Here is a 19,527-nt window from a genome sequence, read left to right on the forward strand (position 1 = left end):
GTTTTGCCATTTTTCATCCGGGATGTTCTTCACGTCCCGGATTTGCATCTCCACGTCATTTCCGCCATATTGCCGTCGCGTTAATTTTTAGATATCCAAGCAAGGATTTGTAAACGATACCGTAAGGTTTGGTTGTCAAAATCATCCGAGCAGGAAATCGTCTCTTGCACCGTTCTAACAAAATCGATGCGATATGAAGATCAGAACCGCAATACTTGGAACCGTCATGGCAACCGCGCTTCTCGCGGGATGTCAGGGTTCGTCCGTATCCGACCTGAGCTTGCGCGCTGAAAAGCCGCTTCCCGAAAAGATCGTGACGAAGATGAAGGCGAAGGGCATGACCCGCACCTCGCCAATCACCGTGCGCATTTTCAAGGAAGAAGGCGTTCTCGAAGTCTGGAAACAGAAGAATAACGGCAAGTACGACCAGATCGCTTCTTATGAGATCTGCAAATGGTCGGGCAAGCTCGGACCGAAATATATCGAGGGTGACCGTCAGGCTCCGGAAGGTTTCTACACCGTCCATCCTGGGCAGATGAACCCGAAATCCAATTATTATCTCGCCTTCAACATCGGTTTCCCCAACGCCTATGATCGCGCCAACGGGCGCACGGGCCAGAACCTGATGGTGCATGGTGCGTGCTCGTCGTCGGGCTGCTATTCGATGACCGATGAGAGCGTCTCTGAAATCTACGCTTTTGGACGCGACGCCTTCAAGGGCGGCCAGCGCGACTTCCAGATTCAGGCTTTTCCGTTCCGGATGACAGCGGCCAACATGGCCCGTTACAAGAGCGACCCGAATTACGGCTTCTGGAAAATGCTGAAGCAAGGTTACGACGCTTTCGAAGTGACCAAGGTGCCGCCAAAGGTCGACGTTTGCGAAAAGCGCTACGTATTCAACGTTGCTTCGCCGGACGACCAGCCCCTCTCGGCAACGGATGCCTGCCCGCCATCGGCCAACACCGATGCGATGTCGACGGCCTATACGTCGTATGAGAAGACCTTCCAGAGCGCCTTCAGCGCGTCGCAAAAGGCCCCTGCTCCGTCGATCCAGGGCTTGACCGAAGCCAAGCTCGTTTCGGCTTGGAGCGCTGCACGCGCCCGCGGCGAAAAGGTAACCCGCGAACCGCCTTCGCTCACGCCGTCTTCGGCTGAAAAGGCTGGCGCACCGGATATTCGTCCTGTCACGCCGGCGCTATCCCAGCCGACGGCCACGGCGATTGCGGCAACGCCAGCACCGTCCGCAACTGCTCCAGTCGCGGCTCCTGCTGCTGCTCCAGCCATTCCGGCGCAATCAACCCGGACCGCTTCGGTGCCTACGCCGCAGCAGAATCCGAGCCAGAACGCGGCAATACCTGCCGACGTTTCGCCGGTCACCACCGGTAGCACGGTTGCCCAGAATATCGATCAGCCAGCACCTGTGGCTGCACCGGAAGCGAAAAAGCCATGGTGGAAGATCGTCGGCAACTGACCTCAGCCGAGGCGCAAATTCCCGTTTATGACCTGAGGGGGCTGAAATGCCCCCTTCCGGTTTTGAAAACCCGTCATCGCCTTGAAAAAATGGCGAGCGGCGCGCAGCTTTGGGTGGAGGCGACCGACCCGCTTTCCGGTATCGACCTGCCGCATTTTTGCACGCAAGAAGGCCATGCGCTCATTGAACATGAGCGCAGTGAAACCGTGCAGCGTTTCCTGATCCGGAAAAAATAAAACTCAATGCTTTGGCGAGAAGCCGGGGATTGCCAATGGATTTTCCATCAGCGCCGCCCGGTCTGGCCGGTCAAGGCTCGGACGACCCAGAAACGCGTCGAAGAGTTCCCGCACATAGCTTTCCGGCAGGTCCTTCACGATCATGACCAGAAGCGTCTGCTTCTCGCCCTGCGGCCCCAGGGGCCATTCTGGCAGGCGCGCTGGCGGGTGGAAAATCTTCTGCACGCCGTGGATCACGACGGGACGTTCCGGATCTTCGGCGATCTGCACAATGCCTTTGACGCGCAACAGCTTCTCGCCATGCGTTGAACGCAAGAGATCAAGGAACATATCGAAGGTCGAAAGCGGAATAGGTGCATCGTGCCGCAGCGAAAACGAGCGGATGGCATCGTCATGGTGGTGATGATGCGCATGATGATGATGGTGGTGTCCATGGCCGTGGCCATGATCATGGTCGTGATCGCAATCCGGCCCGCACACATGGTCATGCCCGTGATGGTGGCCATGATCGTGATCGTGATCGTGATGGTCATCATCCTCATAGGCTTCCGCCTTGAGCCAGCGCTGCACATCCGCGGTTTTGGTCTCAGGATTATATAATCCGCATTCGAACAAAGCCGCATAGCCGGTGCGCTCATCACCTGCCGTCAGAATCTCGGCGCCCGGATTGAGCGCTCTGAGACGCGCTTTCAGCGCCGCCAAGCCTGCTTGCGCTTCGGGCAAATCTGACTTGGTGAGGATGATCCGGTCGGCCATTGCCGCCTGCTTGACCGCTTCCTCATGGTTGTCGAGCGTCGCCATACCGTTGACGGCATCGACGGTTGTCAGCACGCCATCGAGACGGAAAGCCTGCATCAACACGGGATGCCCCATGATCGAATGCAGGACAGGCGCCGGATCGGCAAGGCCAGTCGTTTCAATGATGACCCGCTTCAGCGCCTTGATGCGCCCGGTCTGCAAGCGGTCGATCAGATCGGCCAGCGTGTCCACCAGTTCGCCGCGCACCGTACAGCACAGGCAACCGTCCGACAGCTCGATAACACCCTCGCTCGCCTGCTCGACCAGCAGATGGTCGATGCCCACTTCGCCAAATTCATTGATGATCACGGCGGTGTCGCTCAAGGCCAGATCCTTCAGAAGCCGGTTGAGCAGCGTGGTCTTGCCGGAGCCCAGAAAGCCGGTCAACACGGAGACGGGAATAGGATTTGGCATGGCAAACACTTCACACTTTGAGGGCGCGACACTTCAGGAGCACGATGGGTTGGGCTGACAATACCAGCCCAATGTCGTGGTGGATCAGTTGATCGCGGTTGTTTTCACACCCGCTGCACGCTGCGGGCGCGGCATTGGCACAGGCACCTGCGAGATGTGGAGCTGGCTTGGCTTGGTGACCGGGCCCGGTTCGGAAACAAGTCCGACCTGCACGGCAACCGGATCGTGATCCATGGCGTGAATATAGGGCGAGTTGATCTTCAGCTTGCCTTCAACATCGCGACCGTCCCAGCGATCGGCCATGGCCTCCTGACTACAGATCGCCTTGCGCATATCGACAGCCTCATTGAGATTGCCGCCTGCGGTTGGCCGCAGCGTTGCAAGCGTTGCACCGCCGGAAGTGTTGTCACGGAAAGCGTCGGTCATCATTTGCGCTGCCTGAACGGCACGCGTTTCCTGACGATCCGCGCCAAGCACGATGGCCAGCACAGTGCGACCGTTACGGGTGGCGGAACCGGCCAGATTGAAGCCCGAAGCGCAGACGAAACCGGTTTTCATGCCATCAGCGCCGTCATAGCGGCCCAGCAGAATGTTATAATTGGCCTGAACTTTTTTGCCCGCGCCCGGATCGATGGCCTCGGTCGAGAAATAATGCGCATATTGCGGGAATTCGCGGCGCAGCTGCACGGCGAGAACCGCCAGATCGCGCGCCGTCGTATAATTGTTCGGATCGTGCAGGCCATTCGGATTGGCGAAATGCGATCCAACCATGCCGAGGCGCTGCGCTTCGGCATTCATGAGCTGCACGAAGCCCGCCTCACTGCCACCCACAGCCTCGCCCACGGCGACGGCGACGTCATTGGCGGATTTGACGAGCATGATCTTGAGCGCAGTATCGAGCGTCATCACGGAACCGGGCTTGTAGCCCATCTTGCTCGGTGGCTCCTTGGCGGCGCGAACCGTCATCGGCACGGGAGATTCGAGCGTCATGCGACCGGACTGAAGCGCGCGAAACGTGACATAGGTTGTCATCAGCTTGGTGAGCGAAGCCGGATACCAGCGCTGGAATGCATCCTGCTGGGCGTAGACCTTGCCGGTTGCCACATCGACGGCGATAGACGGATTGGCCAGCGCCGCTCCCATCGCCGTGCCAGTCATTGCTGCGGCAGCAACCAGGATTTTCAACGACTTCGACAACATTGCGCAGTTCCAATCAATAATGGCCCGCAATTTCTGCGGGTCTCCGTTTGCACGGCTCAATTCAATGGTTCCAAATCGCCATCAGGACGACACACGACACTTCCGGTCATATAAGGAGGATTTGCGTTGCTCTTATCTATGCCATGTGGCGAGGAAAAGGCAAACAGGGATTGCCGGATTTCACCGAAACGTCATATCCTGCTTCCTTCAAATCACACCCAACCATGCCACATTGGGCCATGTTGGCCCAAGCCCATATAGACCCAATACGGGAGCCTCTCCGAAATGCCAGTGCTTAATCGTGCCGTAGAAACGCAGGCGGAAATCGCCGCCTGGCGACGCCAGCTACACCAGAATCCTGAACTGCTCTACGATGTGCACGACACCGCAAAATTCGTCGCGGAAAAGCTGAAAGCCTTCGGCTGCGACCATGTGGAAACCGGCGTCGGTCGTTCCGGCGTGGTTGGCATCATCAAGGGCCGCCACGGCGACGGCCCGGCAATCGGCCTGCGCGCCGACATGGACGCGCTGCCGATCACCGAAACAAGCGGCGTCGAATGGGCGTCGCAAAACCCCGGCAAGGCGCATTCCTGCGGCCATGACGGCCACACCTCCATGCTGCTGGGCGCTGCGCAATATCTGAGCGAGACGCGCAATTTCCGCGGCTCGGTCGCGCTGCTTTTCCAGCCCGCCGAAGAAGGCGGCGCGGGCGGGCTTGCCATGGTCGAAGACGGTGTCATGGATCGCTTCGGCATTTCGGAAGTCTATGGCGTGCATAACATGCCAGGTCTGCCGATCGGTCAGTTTGCCATGTGTAAGGGACCGATCATGGCTGCAACGGACGAATTCGATCTCTTTGTCAGCGGACGCGGCGGGCATGCGGCGCAGCCGCACCGCACCATCGATCCAATTCTGGCCGGTTCGCAACTAATGATGGCTTTGCAGGGCATTGTCTCACGCAATACCGATCCGCTGGATTCGCTCGTCATCTCGGTCACGAAGTTTATCGCGGGCGAGGCCTATAATGTGATCCCGGAAAAGGCGACGCTATCGGGCACCGTCCGCACGCTGCAAAAGGAAACACGCGCCTTCGCTGAACGCCGCATCCGCGAAGTGGCAGCGGGCATCGCCGCCGTCACCGGTGCAGAGATTACCGTGCGCTACAAGAACAATTATCCGGTCACCTTCAATCACGATGCGCAGACGGAATTTGCCGAGCGCATCGCCAGCAGCGTCGCAGGTGAAGGCAAGGTCAACGCCAATGTCGAGCCGATGATGGCGGCGGAGGACTTTTCCTACATGCTGGAAGCCCGCCCCGGCGCCTATATCTTCATCGGCAATGGCGATACGCCGGGCTTGCATCATCCTGCCTACGATTTCAACGACGACGCCATTCCCTATGGCGTCAGCTATTTCGTAGTCGTAGCCGAAACGGCGCTCGCCGCCTGAGCGCCACTCGCAATCTGAGAAAATCCGCCTACCCCGCTTTTTGCGGGGTTGGCTACCGCCATGAAACCCAGTATGTGTCGGAAACATCCGAACATGCTGGCATCGCTGGCAAAAGCGGATGGCTCTAACGGTCGGTCCCGTAGCTCAGTAGGATAGAGCGACAGATTCCTAATCTGTAGGCCACTGGTTCGAATCCAGTCGGGATCACCACTTAAAACTTACCTGTCATAAGGCCAGTTGGCCTGCGAGAAGACGCCGCCATCGACCCAGAGCGTCTGGCCCGTCACAAAGCGTGCGGCCTCGGACGCAAAAAACAGCACCGGCCCAGCAAGGTCCTCGACGCTACCGACCCGCCGCAAGGGCGTGACCTTGGCCCAAGTGCCTGCATAGTCAGGCTGTTCCAGCGCTGTGCGATCATTGAGGATTGCGCCGGGGGCCACACAATTCACCCGAATGCCGTGCGGTCCAAGTTCCACCGCCGAAACCTTGGTGAACTGTTCAATGCCGCCCTTGGAGGCCGTGTAGGAAACGAGCTTCGGGAAAGCGAGCTTGTTGCAGCCCGAACCGATATTGATGATCGCGCCGCTCTTGTCCGCATCCACCATGCGCTTGGCCGCCGCCTGTGTGTTGAGGAAGCAGCCCTTCAGATTGGTGCGGATGACATCGTCCCACTCGTCTTCGCCAAGTTCCAGCAGCGAACTCCATGTCTGGATACCGGCATTGTTGACGAGCACGTCGGGCGCATCGCCGAACCAGCTGCAAGCCTCATCAAAGAAGGCATCGACTTCTGCCCCCACACCGACATCACAGGCAAGCCCAAGCGCCTGACCGCCGCTCGCTTCAATCGCCTCGACCAACGACTGGGCTGCGCCGTCCTCATCCTTGTAGCTGAAAGCAACCGCATAGCCCGCCTCGGCAAAGGCCGTGACCAGATGTCTGCCAATACCCGTGCTGCCGCCTGTGATGACTGCGAATTCGCTCATGCCGTTCCCTCCCTGAAGCATTTCCGGCAACGAACTTAATCGGTTTTCGTCGGTGGTAAACTGGCAGAAAAGAAAATATCGTCCGCAAAGGCAGAATGGAGTGAAAAATGAATCCGGACATCAAGGAAGCCAACGGCGCATGCCACTGCGGAACGGTGCGTTTTCGCGTAAAACTGTCCGACGGCCTGCATAGCGCGCGCCGCTGCGACTGCTCCTATTGCCGGATGCGCGGCGCAGTCGTCGTATCAGCGGAACTCGGCGGGCTGGAAATCCTGCAAGGGGAAGACGCGCTCACCCTCTACACATTCAATACCGGCGTTGCGAAGCATTTCTTCTGCTCCAGATGCGGAATCTATACGCATCACCAGCGCCGCTCCAATCCACGCCAGTTTGGCGTGAATGCGGCTTGTCTGGAAGGCGTTTCGCCTTTCGACTTCAAGGTTATCCCGGTCAATGACGGCGTCAATCACCCCTCCGACAATCCGAACCACAAGGGTTCAGATGTCGTCGGCTATCTGCGCTTTGAACCGGCGGACGGAGCAGATTAAACCCTTGCACGCGGCTTCTGTTCATTTTTCTCCCAGGAGAAAACCGTTGGCGGCAGTGGATCGCGCCCGCGAATAATGTCCGATCCCTTTTCGCCGACCATGATTGTCGGCGCATTGGTGTTGCAGGACGGCACGCGTGGCATGATCGAGCTGTCGCAGACACGCAAGCCCTCCAGACCGCGAACCCTCAGTTCCAGATCGACCACGGCGGAAGCATCGGTGCCCATCTTGCAGGTGCCGACCGGATGGTGATCGGTCTTGGCATTGGCGCAGGCATAGTCGAACAAATCGTCGTCAGTCATCACTTTCGGTCCCGGCAGTCGCTCGGCCATGACAAAGGGCTTCAAAGCGTCCTGCTGCAGGATTTCGCGGGCGATCTTCAGCCCTTCCAATGACATCTTCAGATCGTGCGGATCGCTCCAGTAATTGGGGTCGATCAGCGGGGCCGCTGCCGGATCGCTGGACGCCAGACGCACCGTCCCACGCGAGCGCGGATGCAGATAGGCGGAATTGAGCGTCACGCCCGCATTCTTCAGCTTCTCGACGCCGGCTTCAATCCCCGAACCAAGCCCCAGATGGAACTGGATATCCGGCGACCGGGCCTCCGGGTCGGCATACCAGAAGCCGCCCGTCTCAAACAGGCTCGACGCCACCGGGCCGGAACGCAGCAGGATATATTGCAGACCCGCGCCAAGCGTGCGGTGCAACTTTGCCACGCCGTCATAGGTGTGATCGCCAGTGCATTCGCTGATAACGAACAGATCGAGATGGTCCTGCAAGTTTGAGCCAACGCCCGGCAGATCGTGTTTCACGGCCACGCCTGTCTGCTTGAGATGATCTGCTGGTCCGATCCCCGATTGCAGCAGAAGCTTCGGTGAGCCGATTGCGCCCGATGACAGGATCACCTCCCGCGATGCGCGCAGTACCTCGCCGCTCATCAACGCCACTCCGGTGGCGCGCGTCTTCTCCAGCACTATGTTGCGCACTGGCGCGTTGATTCTGACCGTCAGGTTTCTGCGGCCCTTGATCGATGCGAGATAGGCAAGCGAGGCGGAAGAGCGGCGGCGATTGCGCTGGGTCAACTGGTAGAAGCCGACACCTGCCTGTTCGCGACCGTTGAAATCCGGATTGTAGGGAAGCCCAAGCTCCTGCCCCGCGCGAATATAGGCATCGCAGATCGGCAGCGGCGCAGACGGCATGGAAACGCCAAGCGGCCCGCCATAGGAATGATAGTCATCGTTGAAACGCTGATTGTCCTCAGCACGTTTGAAATAGGGCAGCACGCTGCGATAATCCCAGCCGGTGCAGCCGTCTTCATTGGCCCAAAGATCGTAATCAGCCGCATTACCGCGCGTATAAATCTGCGCGTTGATGCTGGAACCGCCGCCAATGACCTTGGCCTGCGTATAGCGCAGAACGCGGTTTTTCATATGCTTCTGCGGGACCGTCTCCCAGCCCCAGCTCGCCACGCCCTTGGTCATTTTGGCAAAGCCTGCGGGCATATGAAACAGCGGGTTCCAGTCGCTTCCTCCGGCTTCCAGCAGCAACACCTTCACCGAAGCATCCTCGCTCAGTCGATTGGCGAGAACACAACCGGCCGGCCCGCCGCCAACGATGATATAATCGTAATTCATGCGTTTCTCCTCTCGAGAAACTAAAGCTTTGCTATCGACAGGCCGCCATCGGCATTAATCACCGACCCGGTAGCGAAGATGAAATTTCCGCCCGCAAGCCCGGCCACGATGGCGCCAACATCGCCCACTTCGCCCCAGCGCTTCATCGGCACCAGCCCGTCGTCAATCAGCGTGTCGTAGCGCTCGGCGACCTTTGCGGTCATGTCTGTGCGAATAATGCCAGGGCGAACCTCGAACACACCAATCCGCGCCTCGGCAAGCCGCAATGCCAGCCCCTGCACAAAGGCGGTCAGCCCCGCCTTGCTGATGCAGTAATCGAGCCTTTCCGGCGAACTCATCACCGATGAAACGGAACTGATCGTCACGATGCTGCGTGGAAAACGCACATCGGTTACCGCCAGCATGGCTTTCACTATCGCCTGCGTGAAAAACACGGTGCCGCGCAAATTGACCCCCATGATGGTGTCGAAATTTTCCGGCTTCAGGCCAAGAAAATCACCGCGTTCGACAGAACCCATGCCCGCATTGTTGACGAGACAATCAATGCTGCCAAACTCCTTCAACACGGCGGCAACCGTCGCCGCATGGGTCCCTACGGCAGCAAGATCGCCCTTGAAGAAAGCCACCTTGCCGCCCATTCCGCGTAGTTCGTGGATAACGGCCTCGTCGTTTTCAACATCGGTAATCGCCAGATCGAAGCCCTTCGCCGCGAGAGCGCGGGCTATGCCAAGCCCGATGCCGCGCCGGCCGCCGGTCACCAGCGCCACAGGTCTTTGACGGTTCATGCCAGCACCTCCCGGTTCAGATGATCGGACACGCGCAACGCCTGCGCGGCGATGGTCAGCGCGGGATTGACCGCAGCCGATGTAGGCAGGAACGACGCATCCACCACATGAAGATTGGGATGGTCGTAAGCGCGGCACCATGTATCGAGCGGCGCTGTCGCCGGGTCGTTACCAATGCGCACCGTCCCGCATTGATGCGAGGGCGTACGCCGGTCGAATGCCCGCGACAAAACTACCGGAAATCCAGCTTCCCGCAGTGCGGATTTGAGCTTGTCGACCAGCATCAGATGCGCCTTCCAGTTGCTGCGCACCCAATGCAGGACAATGCGGTCGCCATCCACCGTCACGCGGCTTTCCGGCGATGGCAGGTCTTCGCTCATCGCATAGAAGTCGATTGTGTGCCCGGCAATCCGGTTCAACAGCCATTCCGGCACACGTGGCATATTGGATTTCAGGATCGCGCCCGACACGCGCCCAAGCAATTGCACATTGCCCAGCGGCGGCCCGCCTGCCCCGTCCGACAGATAGTAATCGTTGAAGCCAAAGGTCTTCTGGTAGACGCTGTCATTGCGATAGCGCGGATCGAAAGCGATCACGGCGCTAGAATTATGGTTCATGAAATTGCGACCGACCTGATCGGAGCGGTTTGCCAATCCCGAACGCAACAAAAGTGCTGCCGATTGCACCGCACCCGCAGAAAGAATGACGAGCTTTGGGTGCAAGACCAGCGCCTCGCCGTTCTTCACATAATGCACCGCCGCGATGGTTTTGCCGTCCGGACCGGCTTCCAGCCGCGTCACCCGCGCTGCGGTTTCCAGCCTGACATTGGAATAGCGCAAGGCGCTGGCGAGCGGACAGGTTTCCGCATCCATCTTGCCGTCATTGCTGTTCGGATGCGCATCCCACGGCGTTTTTGCCTTTGCGAGCCAGCGGTCAATATCGACACCCAGCGGCAGAGATGCGGCATGAAGACCGTTCTTCTTCAATCGCGCCCGTATATCGGCAATGGCCGGTTCGTCACGGATTGCCGGATAGGGATAGGGTTTTGAATGATCTGGCTCGGTCGGATCATCGCCCAGTTCACCCCGCACCTGAAACAGCTGTTCGGCACGGCTATACCAAGGCTCCAGCTCCTCATAGGCGAACGGCCATGCGGGCGAAACGCCTTCCAGATGCGCCATTTCCGCAAAATCCTCGCGGCGATAGCGGATCAGCACCGCGCCAAAGAATTTGGAATTGCCGCCGACATTGTAATAGTTGCCGGGATTAAATGGCGTACCGCTGCTCTCGTACCAGAACTCCTTCGGGCGAAAGAAGCCTTGTTGGAAAATGGCGCGCGGGTCGCGGTTTTCCGGCCTGTCCGGGAGATGCTCCCCCGCCTCAAGAATGAGAATGTCGGCACCTGACACAGCAAGGCCGGCGGCCATTGTCGCGCCGCCGATACCCGATCCGATGATGACGATATCCGGCTGTCCTCCCAAAGCCGTCACTCCCTACTTTTCTTGCGGCATCCACCAGCCGGTGCGCGCGCCGATATGCATGTTGAGCGTCTTGGTTTCGGTGTAATCCTCCACCGCATGACGACCCAACTCGCGGCCCAGACCCGACTGACGATAACCGCCGAAAGGCAGTTCCGGCGTGCCGTCCATGAAAGTGTTCATCCAGACCGTACCGGCGCGCACCTTGCGCCCGATGCTCATGCAGGTATCGAAATCACGGCTCCATACGCCTGCGGAAAGCCCGTAATCAACCGCGTTGGCAATGGAGATCGCCTCATCCACCGTATCGAAGGAGAGGACCGACAGGACAGGACCGAACACTTCTTCACGCGCCACGGCCATATCGGCTTTCACACCCGCAATGATGGTCGGTCCCATATATTGGCCAAGGCCGAGATCCAGCACATCGCCGCCATGGGCAATTGCAGCGCCCGCCTTTTTGGCCTGATCGACATAAGCGCCAACCTTGCTCAGATGCTGCGGCGTGATGATCGCGCCCACCTGCGTGCTGACATCGAGCGGATCACCGACGATGACCTTTTTCGACAGATCAGCGACGCGCCCGACAATCTCATCGACAATCGAGCGATGCACGATGAGCCGCGAACCAGCATTGCAGCATTCGCCCGCATTGAACCATGCGCCGAACACCGCAGCGTCAATAAAGGCATCCATATCCGCATCCGGGAACAGGATTTGCGGGTTCTTGCCGCCAAGTTCCAGCGACACTTTCTTCAGCGTCTGCGCCGCATTGGCCATGGTCAGCTTGCCAACGCCAGTGGAGCCGGTGAACGACACCATGTCCACATCCGGATGCGTGCTCATATGCTGGCCGACATCAGCACCCGTTCCGGTGACGATGTTGACTACGCCGTCCGGCACGCCTGCCTCGGCCAGAATTTCACCAAGCACCAGTGTCGAACCGGAGGTAAGTTCCGAAGGCTTTACGACCGCCGTGCAGCCCGCCGCCAAAGCAAATGGCAGCTTTTGGCCGACGATCAGGAACGGAAAGTTCCACGGTGTGATGATGGAGACAACACCAATTGCCTCACGCAGCACAACGCCCAAAGTGCCATCGCCCAGCGTATTATAGCTCTCGCCATGCAGATCACGCGCAAGCGCCGCCGCATAGCGCCAGATATCGACGGAACCGGCAATCTCGCCCCGCACCTGACTGATTGGCTTTCCTGCTTCAATCGCATCGAGATAGGCAAGCTCTTCCGCCCTCGCTTCAATGAGATCAGCAGCTTTCAACAGCACCAGCGAACGCTGCGATGCCGTTTTGGAAGACCAGCGCCCGTCATCAAAAGCCTTGCGCGCAGCTGTTACGGCGCGTTCCACATCAGCCTTGGTGCCAGCGGGATAACGGCTCACCGTCACGCCATGACCGGGAGCCACACGCTCAATGCTGCCGCCGCTTTGGCTCTGCACCCATTTGCCATCGATCAGCATGGAGAATTCGCGAACGGCCAGTCCTGCCAGCGGCTGCGGTTTTACGATCGTGCTCATCACCATTCTCCCTTAAAATTCGCTTCGCGCTTTTCGCTGAACGAGCGCACGCCTTCCTTCAGATCGCCGGTCTTGGCGACAAGGATGGAACCCAATGCCTCGACGGCGGTTCCATTGTCCTCGCCATTGGCGACGGAAAGCATCAGTTTGGAAATTTCCAGTGCCGCGGGTCCGCGCTTTGCTACCCGTGCTGCATAGTCTTGTGCTGCCTGCAAAGCTGCGCCCGTCTCCACAACGGCATCGACAAGCCCATGCGAAAGCGCTTCCTCCGCTGTGAACATTTCGCCGCCCAACACCATGCGGCGCACGATCTGCGCACCGAACCGGCGCACAAGACGCTGCGTGCCCGACCAGCCGGGAATCATGCCAAGCGAGGTTTCCGGCAAGCCGATCTTCGCCTGTCGTTCGACAATGCGGATATCGGCAGCGCCTGCCAGTTCCAGACCACCGCCCAAAGCATGGCCGTTCATCGCTGCGATCAGTGGCACACGCAGAGTCGCAAGCCGCTCGAACACACGATGGCCGTAGCGCACCCATGCATGGCCGAACTCTGCCGGTTCCATGCCGCCCCAGGCCTTGATGTCGCCTCCAGCGGAAAAGGCTTTGCCCTCGCCGGTCAGGATCGCAACCCGCACAGTGCTATCCGCCTCCACCCGATCACAGGCGGCGGATAATTCCTGCAAAAGCTCGATATCGAACGCATTGAGCTTTTCGGGCCGCTTGATGGTCATGACCGCGATGTGGTTCTCGGTCGTGATTTCTATCCGGTCAATATTTACGTTTTCTGGCATCTAAGCCTCCAGCTTGCGCGCAGGCTTTTGCGGCAATTCAAGTCCAATCGGCTCTTCGCGGAACAGCGCCTCGTCCATGATCTTGAGCTGGTCGGAAACGATCAGCGGAAACTCAGCCTGATCGAGAATATGCGCCTGCAAATCCACACCCGGCGCGATCTCGGTGAGCACGATGCCTTCCGGCGTCAGCTTCATCACAGCGCGTTCCGTAACATAGGTGATGTCCTGTCCCTGCGCGACACTGCGCGGACCAGAGAAGGTGACGTGCTCAACCTCATTAACGAGCTTTTTGAGCTTGCCTTCCTTCTCGATCACCAGCTTGCCGTCTGCAACGGAGAGCTTGGCCCCTGCATTGAACATGCCGGAGAAGACAATCTTTTTGGCCCTTGCCGTAATATCCACAAAGCCGCCCGCCCCGGCCGTGACATGCGGACGGAATGAAAGCTTCGACACATTGACCGAGCCGTCGCGTCCGATCTCCAGGAAGGACAAGAGCGACGCATCGAAGCCTGCACCCTGAAAATAGGTGAACTGATAGGGCGACGGCATATAGGCGTCGGCATTCGCCGAGCAGCCAAAGGCAAAATCCAGTAGCGGCACGCCGCCGACTGCGCCCTGCTCGATCACCCATGTTACGGCGCCGTGCAGGCCTTCCTCCAGCAGAATGCGCGGCACATTGGCGGAAATGCCGAAGCCGAGATTGACCGCGCTTCCCGCCTGCAATTCCTGTGAGACACGGCGCGCAATCGCCTTCTGGATATTGAACTCAGCCAGACGGAACGTATCGATCGGACGGAAAATCTCGCCCGAAATCGCCGGATCGTACAGTGTCTGCGTCGTCTGCTTCTGATCGGGATCGACCACGATATAATCGACCAGAACGCCCGGCACCCGCACATCATGCGGCTTCAGCGTGCCTTCCTTGGCGATGCGTTTCACCTGCGCAATGACGATGCCGCCATTGTTGCGCGCGGCCAGCGCCTGATCGAGCCCCCCAAGATAAGCGCCTTCGTGCTCATAGGTGAGATTGCCGCGCTCATCCGCCGTCGTGGCGCGAATGATCGCCACTTGCGGGATGATGGAAGGGAAATAGAGCCAGTCTTCGCCTTCGAAGCTGACATGTTTCACCACCGGTTCCTGCCCGGCCTTGTCATTCATCGCCGTGCCCTGACGCTTGGGGTCGACAAATGTATCAAGCCCCACCTTGGTCAGCACGCCGGGGCGCTTGGCCGCCGCTTCGCGGTGCATATCGAACAAAATTCCCGACGGGATATTATAGGCCGGGATCTCATTATTGGTGATCATCTGCCAGATCAGCGGCGGCTCGGCACTGGACGGTCCAGACGGATAGGAACCGCCGATGATCTTCTTTAGTAATCCCGGCTTGGCGATGTAATCGACGCCCTTGATACCGCTCATATCGCCTGCTGCGATCGGATGCAGCGTGGTGATATTTTTGGGATGGCCGGTTTCGTCAAACCGCTCGCCAATGGCTTTCAGCGTCAAATCGGGACAGCCAAGACCGCTCGATGAGGAGACGGAAACGACAGCGTTGTCGGGGATGAGTGCAGCCGCTTCCGCTGCCGAAATATGCTTGTTCATGGTGTTCAGATTCCAGATTGAACGGCGGTTGCCTTGCCGGTCTTTGCGGCCTCAAGCACGGCAAGCCCGGTGGCGAGCGACCAGATGCCATCCTCCAATGTTGCGGAAGGCTGGCCTTTGCCTGCCATCGCATCATGGAAAGCCTGCAAGGCGATTTCGTAGAGATTCGTCTGATCGAGCGGCAATTCGTACTCGCCGTTCTTGTCACGCAGCAGCACCGAACCAACCGGCTTTTGCGTCATCACATTACGCGCCACCAGCGAGCCTTCACTGCCATGCACCTCGAAGCCGGTTTCCGCATATTTGGTCGTGAAAGCGTCGTGGAACTGGGCGATAGCGCCAGATGGAAAACGCAATGCGCCCATCACTCCATCTTCCAGCCCCTCACCACTCATCTTACCCTCTAGGCCCCCCTGGTGGCTGAAAGCCACAGCCTCGACCGGGTTTTCACCCAGCACAAAACGCAACGTATCGGCGTCGTGCACCGTGATATCGAGAATGACACCGCCACCAGCATCGGGCCGCTCGATACGCCAGCCCTGCAAATGCGGCGGCAAGTAAACCGCATGAAAAACCCGTGCGCCAAGCACCTTCCCGATCCTGCCCTTCGCGATTGCATCACGCATGGCGCGGTGGCTGGCAGCGTTGCGCAAATGATGGTTGGTGCCTGCCACCACGCCCGCTTCGCGTACGGCCTTCAACATGGCATGGGCATCACCAATCGTCAGCGCCAGCGGCTTTTCACAGAGGATATGCTTACCAGCCTTGGCGGCGGCAATCGCCTGATCGCGATGCAATTCATTGGTGGTGGAGATATAGACAGCGTCGATTTCCGGATCGGCCAGAAGTGCGTCGAGGCTCGTGACAGAACGGGCAATTCCGTTCTCACGGGCATAGGCTTCGCCGCGCGCGGCATTGGTGCTGTAAACGGAAACGACTTCGCCGCCAGTGGCGCGAATGGCTCCGATCACCCACTCTTTCGCAATCGTGCTTGCGCCTATAAGGCCCCACTTTGCCATTCGCGTTTCTCCTCCGTTTTAAAAGGCATGCCGCAACTGGCACGCACCGCAAGACGCACCGCCAAACGCTGTGCCTCCGCCTCCACCCGTTCTGAATTGATTTGCTTCAAAAGAAGCTGTGCCGCCCGCTCGCCCATCCCCTGCGGATCGACCGACACTGTTGTTAATGCGGGCACCGCGGTCTTTGCTTCGATCACATCGTCGAAGCCGACCACGCCGAAATCGCGTCCCGGTTCCAGATGCGCAGCGCGCAAACCGTCGCAAACGCCAAATGCCACCGCATCGTTGAAACACACCGTAGCCGTCGGCTTAGCACCCAGCAGCAACATGCGCTCCACTGCTTCCACACCGCCCGCCCGCGACGGGGTCGATGTGAAGACCAGCGCATCGTCAAAGACAAGACCGGCCTGTTCCAGACCAGCGCGATAGCCGGAAACGCGCTCGGCAAACACGGCCGTATCCGCATAACCGCCCATGAACGCGATGTTGCTGTGCCCGAGGCCGACCAGATGCTCAACGGCCTTTGCCACGCCGCCGCGATTGTCGGACAGTATGGACGAAACGCCGGAACCCGGCACATCGCGCACCATTTGCACCACCGGCAGGCCACTTTTCGCCAGCGGCTTCAGGTCGCCAGATTCAGTGCCACGCGCCGGTGACACGATCAGCCCCGCAATGCCGTGTTCGCGCATGGAGGCGATCACTTCACGCTGCCGGTCAATGCTCTCGCCGGTATTGGCCAGAAACTGCACATAGCCCGCCGACTGCATAACGCGGTCCACACCGACCGCCAGTTCGGCAAAGAAGCTGTTGGTGAGATCGTTGACGACCAGCCCGATGATCTTCGACTTGGACTGACGCAGATTGGCGGCACTGCGGTTATAGACGTAACCGAGCTTTTCGATTGCCGCCTGCACCTTCACACGCGTTTCGGCATGAACCAGCGGACTGTCGCGCAGCACGAGCGACACGGTCGATTTCGACACGCCTGCCTCGCGTGCAATATCGATGACCGTAACGCTGCTCTTGTTCATGACTTCCTCTGCTTTCGATAACAATTTAATTGGAACGTTCCAAAAAAGTCAACGGGAGAAATTTTGCCACTATATCGCCACATCAATGTCCTGTTTCACGATATCACTCCGCATAAATTTGAGAAATATGGATTATTTGCGTGAGAAGCGCTTTTCTCGGGCCTAAAACTCTACTTTTAACTCGTTAAGGGCGCTTCTTGCCATTTGGAACGTTCTAAATTATGAAAGGCAAGGTTCCGTGGGAGGATGATCATGAGCGTTGCATTCGACACTATGCTGACCTTGCCAAAGGCAGACGGCACTCTGCACGCATACCGGCTTGCTGGAACGCCGACAGAAAGACCTTCCGCTCCCCCGCAGTTTAATCGTATCGCCTATGCGGCGGCGCATATCGTTTCCGACCCACAAAGCGATACGACGCCCTGGAACAATCCCGCGCTTGACTGGGATGCGACCATGGCGTTTCGCCATCATCTCTGGGGCCTCGGCTTCAAGATCGCCGAAGCGATGGACACCTCGCAGCGCGGCATGGGCCTCAACTGGGCGGGTGCGCAGGAATTGATCCGTCGCTCACTGGCTGAAAGCAAAACCGTAGCGGGTGCCGATCTGGCCTGTGGTGCCGGCACGGATCATCTCGATCCGGCGGACGCAAAGAGCCTTGATGACGTGATCAAAGCCTACGAAACACAGGCCGGTTTCGTCGAAAAGCACGGCGGGCGTTTCATCCTGATGGCGAGCCGCGCCCTTGCCCGTATTGCGCGATCCCCGGACGATTATGCAAAGGTTTATGGGCACATTCTCTCCAATGCCCCCGAGAAGGTCGTGCTGCATTGGCTGGGCGACATGTTCGACCCGCAGCTCAAGGGCTACTGGGGAAGCTCTAATTTCGACGATGCGCTGAACACTGTCATCAATATTATCGAGGCCAATCGCGACAAGGTCGAAGGCATCAAGATTTCGCTGTTGGAAGAGCGCTACGAACTTGCCCTGCGTGACCGGTTGCCGGAAGGCGTGCTTTGTTTCACGGGCGATGATTTCAACTATGCACCGCTGATCGAAGGCGACGGGCACAAGCATAGCCATGCCCTGCTCGGCATTTTCGATGCGGTCGCGCCACAAGCCTCCAATGCGCTCGCCGCCCTCGCCAAGGGCGATACCGCACGGTTCCGCTCCATCATTGAGCCAACTGTACCGCTCTCGCGCAAGATTTTTGAAGCGCCGACGCAGTATTACAAGGCGGGCGTCGTGTTTCTCGCCTGGCTCAACGGTCATCAGACGCATTTCACCATGCCTGCCGGAATGCAATCGGCGCGCGGCATTGTCCATTATGCCGACATTTTCCAGCTGGCCGACAAGGCCGATGTGCTCGACCAACCGGAGCTTGCCATGAAGCGCATGAAAGCGCTTTTGGAAACCCATGGAGTGGAGCAGGCCTGACAGCCAATTTATCGGACGCTATACATCCTCCCACGCAAGTTTGTCCGGTTCCTGTACTGATTGATTTCGGCTATCAACTTGATTAAGCAATCAACAGCATAGAAACCAATTAGGGGAGATTTTCATGCGTTCTGTACTTCTGGCATTGCTGGCCGCAACGGCCATCGCTACTTCGGCCCAGGCAAAAGACGTAACCGTCGCCGTGACCGCCATTGTCGAACATCCGGCGCTCGACGCCGCCCGTGACGGCGTCAAGGATGCTCTGGCCGAAGCCGGTTTCAAGGAAGGCGAAAATCTCAAATTCGTCTATCAGTCCGCTCAGGGCAACCCGGCAACCGCCGCACAGATCGCACGTCAGTTCGTGGGTGATGGCCCGGACGTGATCGTCCCGATTTCCACCCCATCGGCTCAGGCTGTTGTTTCCGCCACGCGCGACATTCCGATCGTATTCACCGCCGTATCCGATCCGGTCGGCGCTCAGCTCGTCAAGAACATGGAAAAGCCGGGCGGCAATGTAACCGGCCTCTCCGACATGTCGCCGGTGGCAGAACACATCAAGCTCATCAAGGAAGTGATGCCGAACATCAAGAAGCTCGGCTATCTCTACAATTCCGGCGAAACCAACTCGGTCTCGCTTCTGGCTGCACTGAAAGAAGCCGCTGCGGCTGACGGCATTGAGATCGTTGAATCCGCTGCCACCAAGTCGGCTGAAGTCAAGGGCGCCGCACAGGCTCTCGTCGGCCGCGCCGATGCCATGTATGTGCCGACTGACAACACCATCGTCTCGGCCCTCGAAAGCGCCGTCGGCGTTGCCGAGGAAAGCAAGCTGCCGCTCTTCACCGCTGATACGGATTCTGTCAAGCGCGGCGCGATGGCTGCGCTCGGCTTCAATTATTACGACGTCGGCAAGCAGACCGGCGCTGTCGTTGCACGCATCCTGAAGGGTGAAAAGCCGGGTGACATTTCAGTTGAAATCGCCAAGGGAACCGACCTTGTCATCAATCTCGGCGCAGCCAAGAAGATGGGCGTTGAGTTCCCGAAGGCTGTGATCGACCGCGCTACCAGCAAGATCGACTGATCCAGTACGAAATACAGAAAATCAGGGGCGGGAGTGAAAA

17 protein-coding genes and 1 tRNA gene are annotated in these 19,527 nt (G+C 58.6%); 7 read left to right on the forward strand and 11 right to left on the reverse strand.

Annotation, left to right across the window (positions count from 1 at the left end; genetic code table 11):
* Nucleotides 1–193 precede the first annotated feature (193 nt).
* Entirely contained in the window at nucleotides 194–1,471 is a 1,278-nt protein-coding gene (locus ACTJKP_RS00540) for a hypothetical protein (protein ID WP_440629339.1), read from the forward strand.
* Entirely contained in the window at nucleotides 1,450–1,707 is a 258-nt protein-coding gene (locus ACTJKP_RS00545; RefSeq protein ID WP_280992076.1) for a sulfurtransferase TusA family protein, read from the forward strand. Before ACTJKP_RS00540 ends, ACTJKP_RS00545 begins: the two co-directional genes overlap by 22 nt.
* A 3-nt stretch (nucleotides 1,708–1,710) precedes the next feature.
* Here the strand turns inward: ACTJKP_RS00545 and ACTJKP_RS00550 are convergent, their stop codons facing one another.
* Together ACTJKP_RS00550 and ACTJKP_RS00555 are read right to left on the reverse strand one after the other, a co-directional pair.
* Complete coding sequence (locus ACTJKP_RS00550; RefSeq protein WP_440629340.1) at nucleotides 1,711–2,919, reverse strand: CobW family GTP-binding protein; 1,209 nt, start codon at nucleotides 2,917–2,919, stop codon at nucleotides 1,711–1,713.
* A gap of 84 nt (nucleotides 2,920–3,003) precedes the next feature.
* Nucleotides 3,004–4,119, reverse strand: a complete 1,116-nt coding sequence (locus ACTJKP_RS00555) for a D-alanyl-D-alanine carboxypeptidase family protein (protein ID WP_113533772.1) — start codon at nucleotides 4,117–4,119, stop codon at nucleotides 3,004–3,006.
* A gap of 285 nt (nucleotides 4,120–4,404) precedes the next feature.
* On the opposite strand from ACTJKP_RS00555, the gene ACTJKP_RS00560 reads away from it, so the two are divergent.
* Nucleotides 4,405–5,568: a M20 aminoacylase family protein gene (locus tag ACTJKP_RS00560; RefSeq protein WP_440629341.1), complete on the forward strand. Its 1,164-nt coding sequence runs from the start codon at nucleotides 4,405–4,407 to the stop codon at nucleotides 5,566–5,568.
* A gap of 133 nt (nucleotides 5,569–5,701) precedes the next feature.
* Nucleotides 5,702–5,778 (forward strand) — tRNA-Arg (locus ACTJKP_RS00565).
* Nucleotides 5,779–5,786: 8 nt separating this feature from the next.
* Here the strand turns inward: ACTJKP_RS00565 and ACTJKP_RS00570 are convergent.
* The gene (locus ACTJKP_RS00570) at nucleotides 5,787–6,551 is read right to left on the reverse strand and encodes an SDR family NAD(P)-dependent oxidoreductase (protein ID WP_440629342.1); all 765 of its coding nucleotides are present in this window, start codon (nucleotides 6,549–6,551) and stop codon (nucleotides 5,787–5,789) included.
* A 107-nt stretch (nucleotides 6,552–6,658) separates the two neighbouring features.
* Here ACTJKP_RS00570 and ACTJKP_RS00575 point away from each other — a divergent pair, with 107 nt between their 5' ends.
* Nucleotides 6,659–7,099, forward strand: a complete 441-nt coding sequence (locus ACTJKP_RS00575; protein ID WP_182518926.1) for a GFA family protein — start codon at nucleotides 6,659–6,661, stop codon at nucleotides 7,097–7,099.
* On the opposite strand, the gene ACTJKP_RS00580 is transcribed toward ACTJKP_RS00575, so the two are convergent.
* Genes ACTJKP_RS00580 through ACTJKP_RS00615 form a run of 8 tightly spaced genes read right to left on the reverse strand, consistent with a single transcriptional unit; the run spans nucleotide 7,096 to nucleotide 16,972 of the window.
* Nucleotides 7,096–8,733 carry a GMC family oxidoreductase gene (locus tag ACTJKP_RS00580; protein ID WP_440629343.1) on the reverse strand — a complete coding sequence of 546 codons (1,638 nt, stop codon included), beginning with the start codon at nucleotides 8,731–8,733 and terminating at the stop codon, nucleotides 7,096–7,098. The two genes, ACTJKP_RS00575 and ACTJKP_RS00580, sit on opposite strands and share 4 nt — an antisense overlap.
* A gap of 20 nt (nucleotides 8,734–8,753) precedes the next feature.
* Nucleotides 8,754–9,518, reverse strand: coding sequence for a 3-ketoacyl-ACP reductase (locus tag ACTJKP_RS00585; RefSeq protein WP_440629344.1), 765 nt, complete (start codon nucleotides 9,516–9,518; stop codon nucleotides 8,754–8,756).
* Nucleotides 9,515–10,999 (reverse strand): GMC oxidoreductase, encoded by a 1,485-nt coding sequence (locus ACTJKP_RS00590; RefSeq protein WP_440629619.1) that lies wholly within the window; start codon nucleotides 10,997–10,999, stop codon nucleotides 9,515–9,517. The genes ACTJKP_RS00585 and ACTJKP_RS00590 overlap by 4 nt, the downstream gene beginning before the upstream one ends.
* A gap of 12 nt (nucleotides 11,000–11,011) precedes the next feature.
* A complete protein-coding gene (locus ACTJKP_RS00595; RefSeq protein ID WP_440629345.1) occupies nucleotides 11,012–12,532 on the reverse strand; it encodes an aldehyde dehydrogenase family protein in 1,521 nt (506 codons plus the stop codon).
* A complete protein-coding gene (locus ACTJKP_RS00600; RefSeq protein ID WP_440629620.1) occupies nucleotides 12,526–13,257 on the reverse strand; it encodes an enoyl-CoA hydratase/isomerase family protein in 732 nt (243 codons plus the stop codon). Before ACTJKP_RS00600 ends, ACTJKP_RS00595 begins: the two co-directional genes overlap by 7 nt.
* Nucleotides 13,258–13,317: 60 nt before the next feature.
* The gene (locus tag ACTJKP_RS00605; protein WP_440629346.1) at nucleotides 13,318–14,919 is read right to left on the reverse strand and encodes an acyl CoA:acetate/3-ketoacid CoA transferase; all 1,602 of its coding nucleotides are present in this window, start codon (nucleotides 14,917–14,919) and stop codon (nucleotides 13,318–13,320) included.
* Between the two features lie 5 nt (nucleotides 14,920–14,924).
* A complete protein-coding gene (locus ACTJKP_RS00610; protein WP_440629347.1) occupies nucleotides 14,925–15,938 on the reverse strand; it encodes a Gfo/Idh/MocA family protein in 1,014 nt (337 codons plus the stop codon).
* Nucleotides 15,917–16,972 carry a LacI family DNA-binding transcriptional regulator gene (locus ACTJKP_RS00615; protein ID WP_440629348.1) on the reverse strand — a complete coding sequence of 352 codons (1,056 nt, stop codon included), beginning with the start codon at nucleotides 16,970–16,972 and terminating at the stop codon, nucleotides 15,917–15,919. Before ACTJKP_RS00615 ends, ACTJKP_RS00610 begins: the two co-directional genes overlap by 22 nt.
* A gap of 252 nt (nucleotides 16,973–17,224) precedes the next feature.
* On the opposite strand from ACTJKP_RS00615, the gene ACTJKP_RS00620 reads away from it, so the two are divergent.
* Together ACTJKP_RS00620 and ACTJKP_RS00625 are read left to right on the forward strand one after the other, a co-directional pair.
* Nucleotides 17,225–18,409, forward strand: a complete 1,185-nt coding sequence (locus tag ACTJKP_RS00620) for a dihydrodipicolinate synthase family protein (RefSeq protein ID WP_440629349.1) — start codon at nucleotides 17,225–17,227, stop codon at nucleotides 18,407–18,409.
* Between the two features lie 124 nt (nucleotides 18,410–18,533).
* Complete coding sequence (locus ACTJKP_RS00625) at nucleotides 18,534–19,487, forward strand: ABC transporter substrate-binding protein (protein WP_182518935.1); 954 nt, start codon at nucleotides 18,534–18,536, stop codon at nucleotides 19,485–19,487.
* Nucleotides 19,488–19,527: the final 40 nt, after the last annotated feature.

Origin of the sequence: Brucella sp. 22210, assembly GCF_052045675.1 — a bacterium.
Lineage (GTDB): Bacteria > Pseudomonadota > Alphaproteobacteria > Rhizobiales > Rhizobiaceae > Brucella.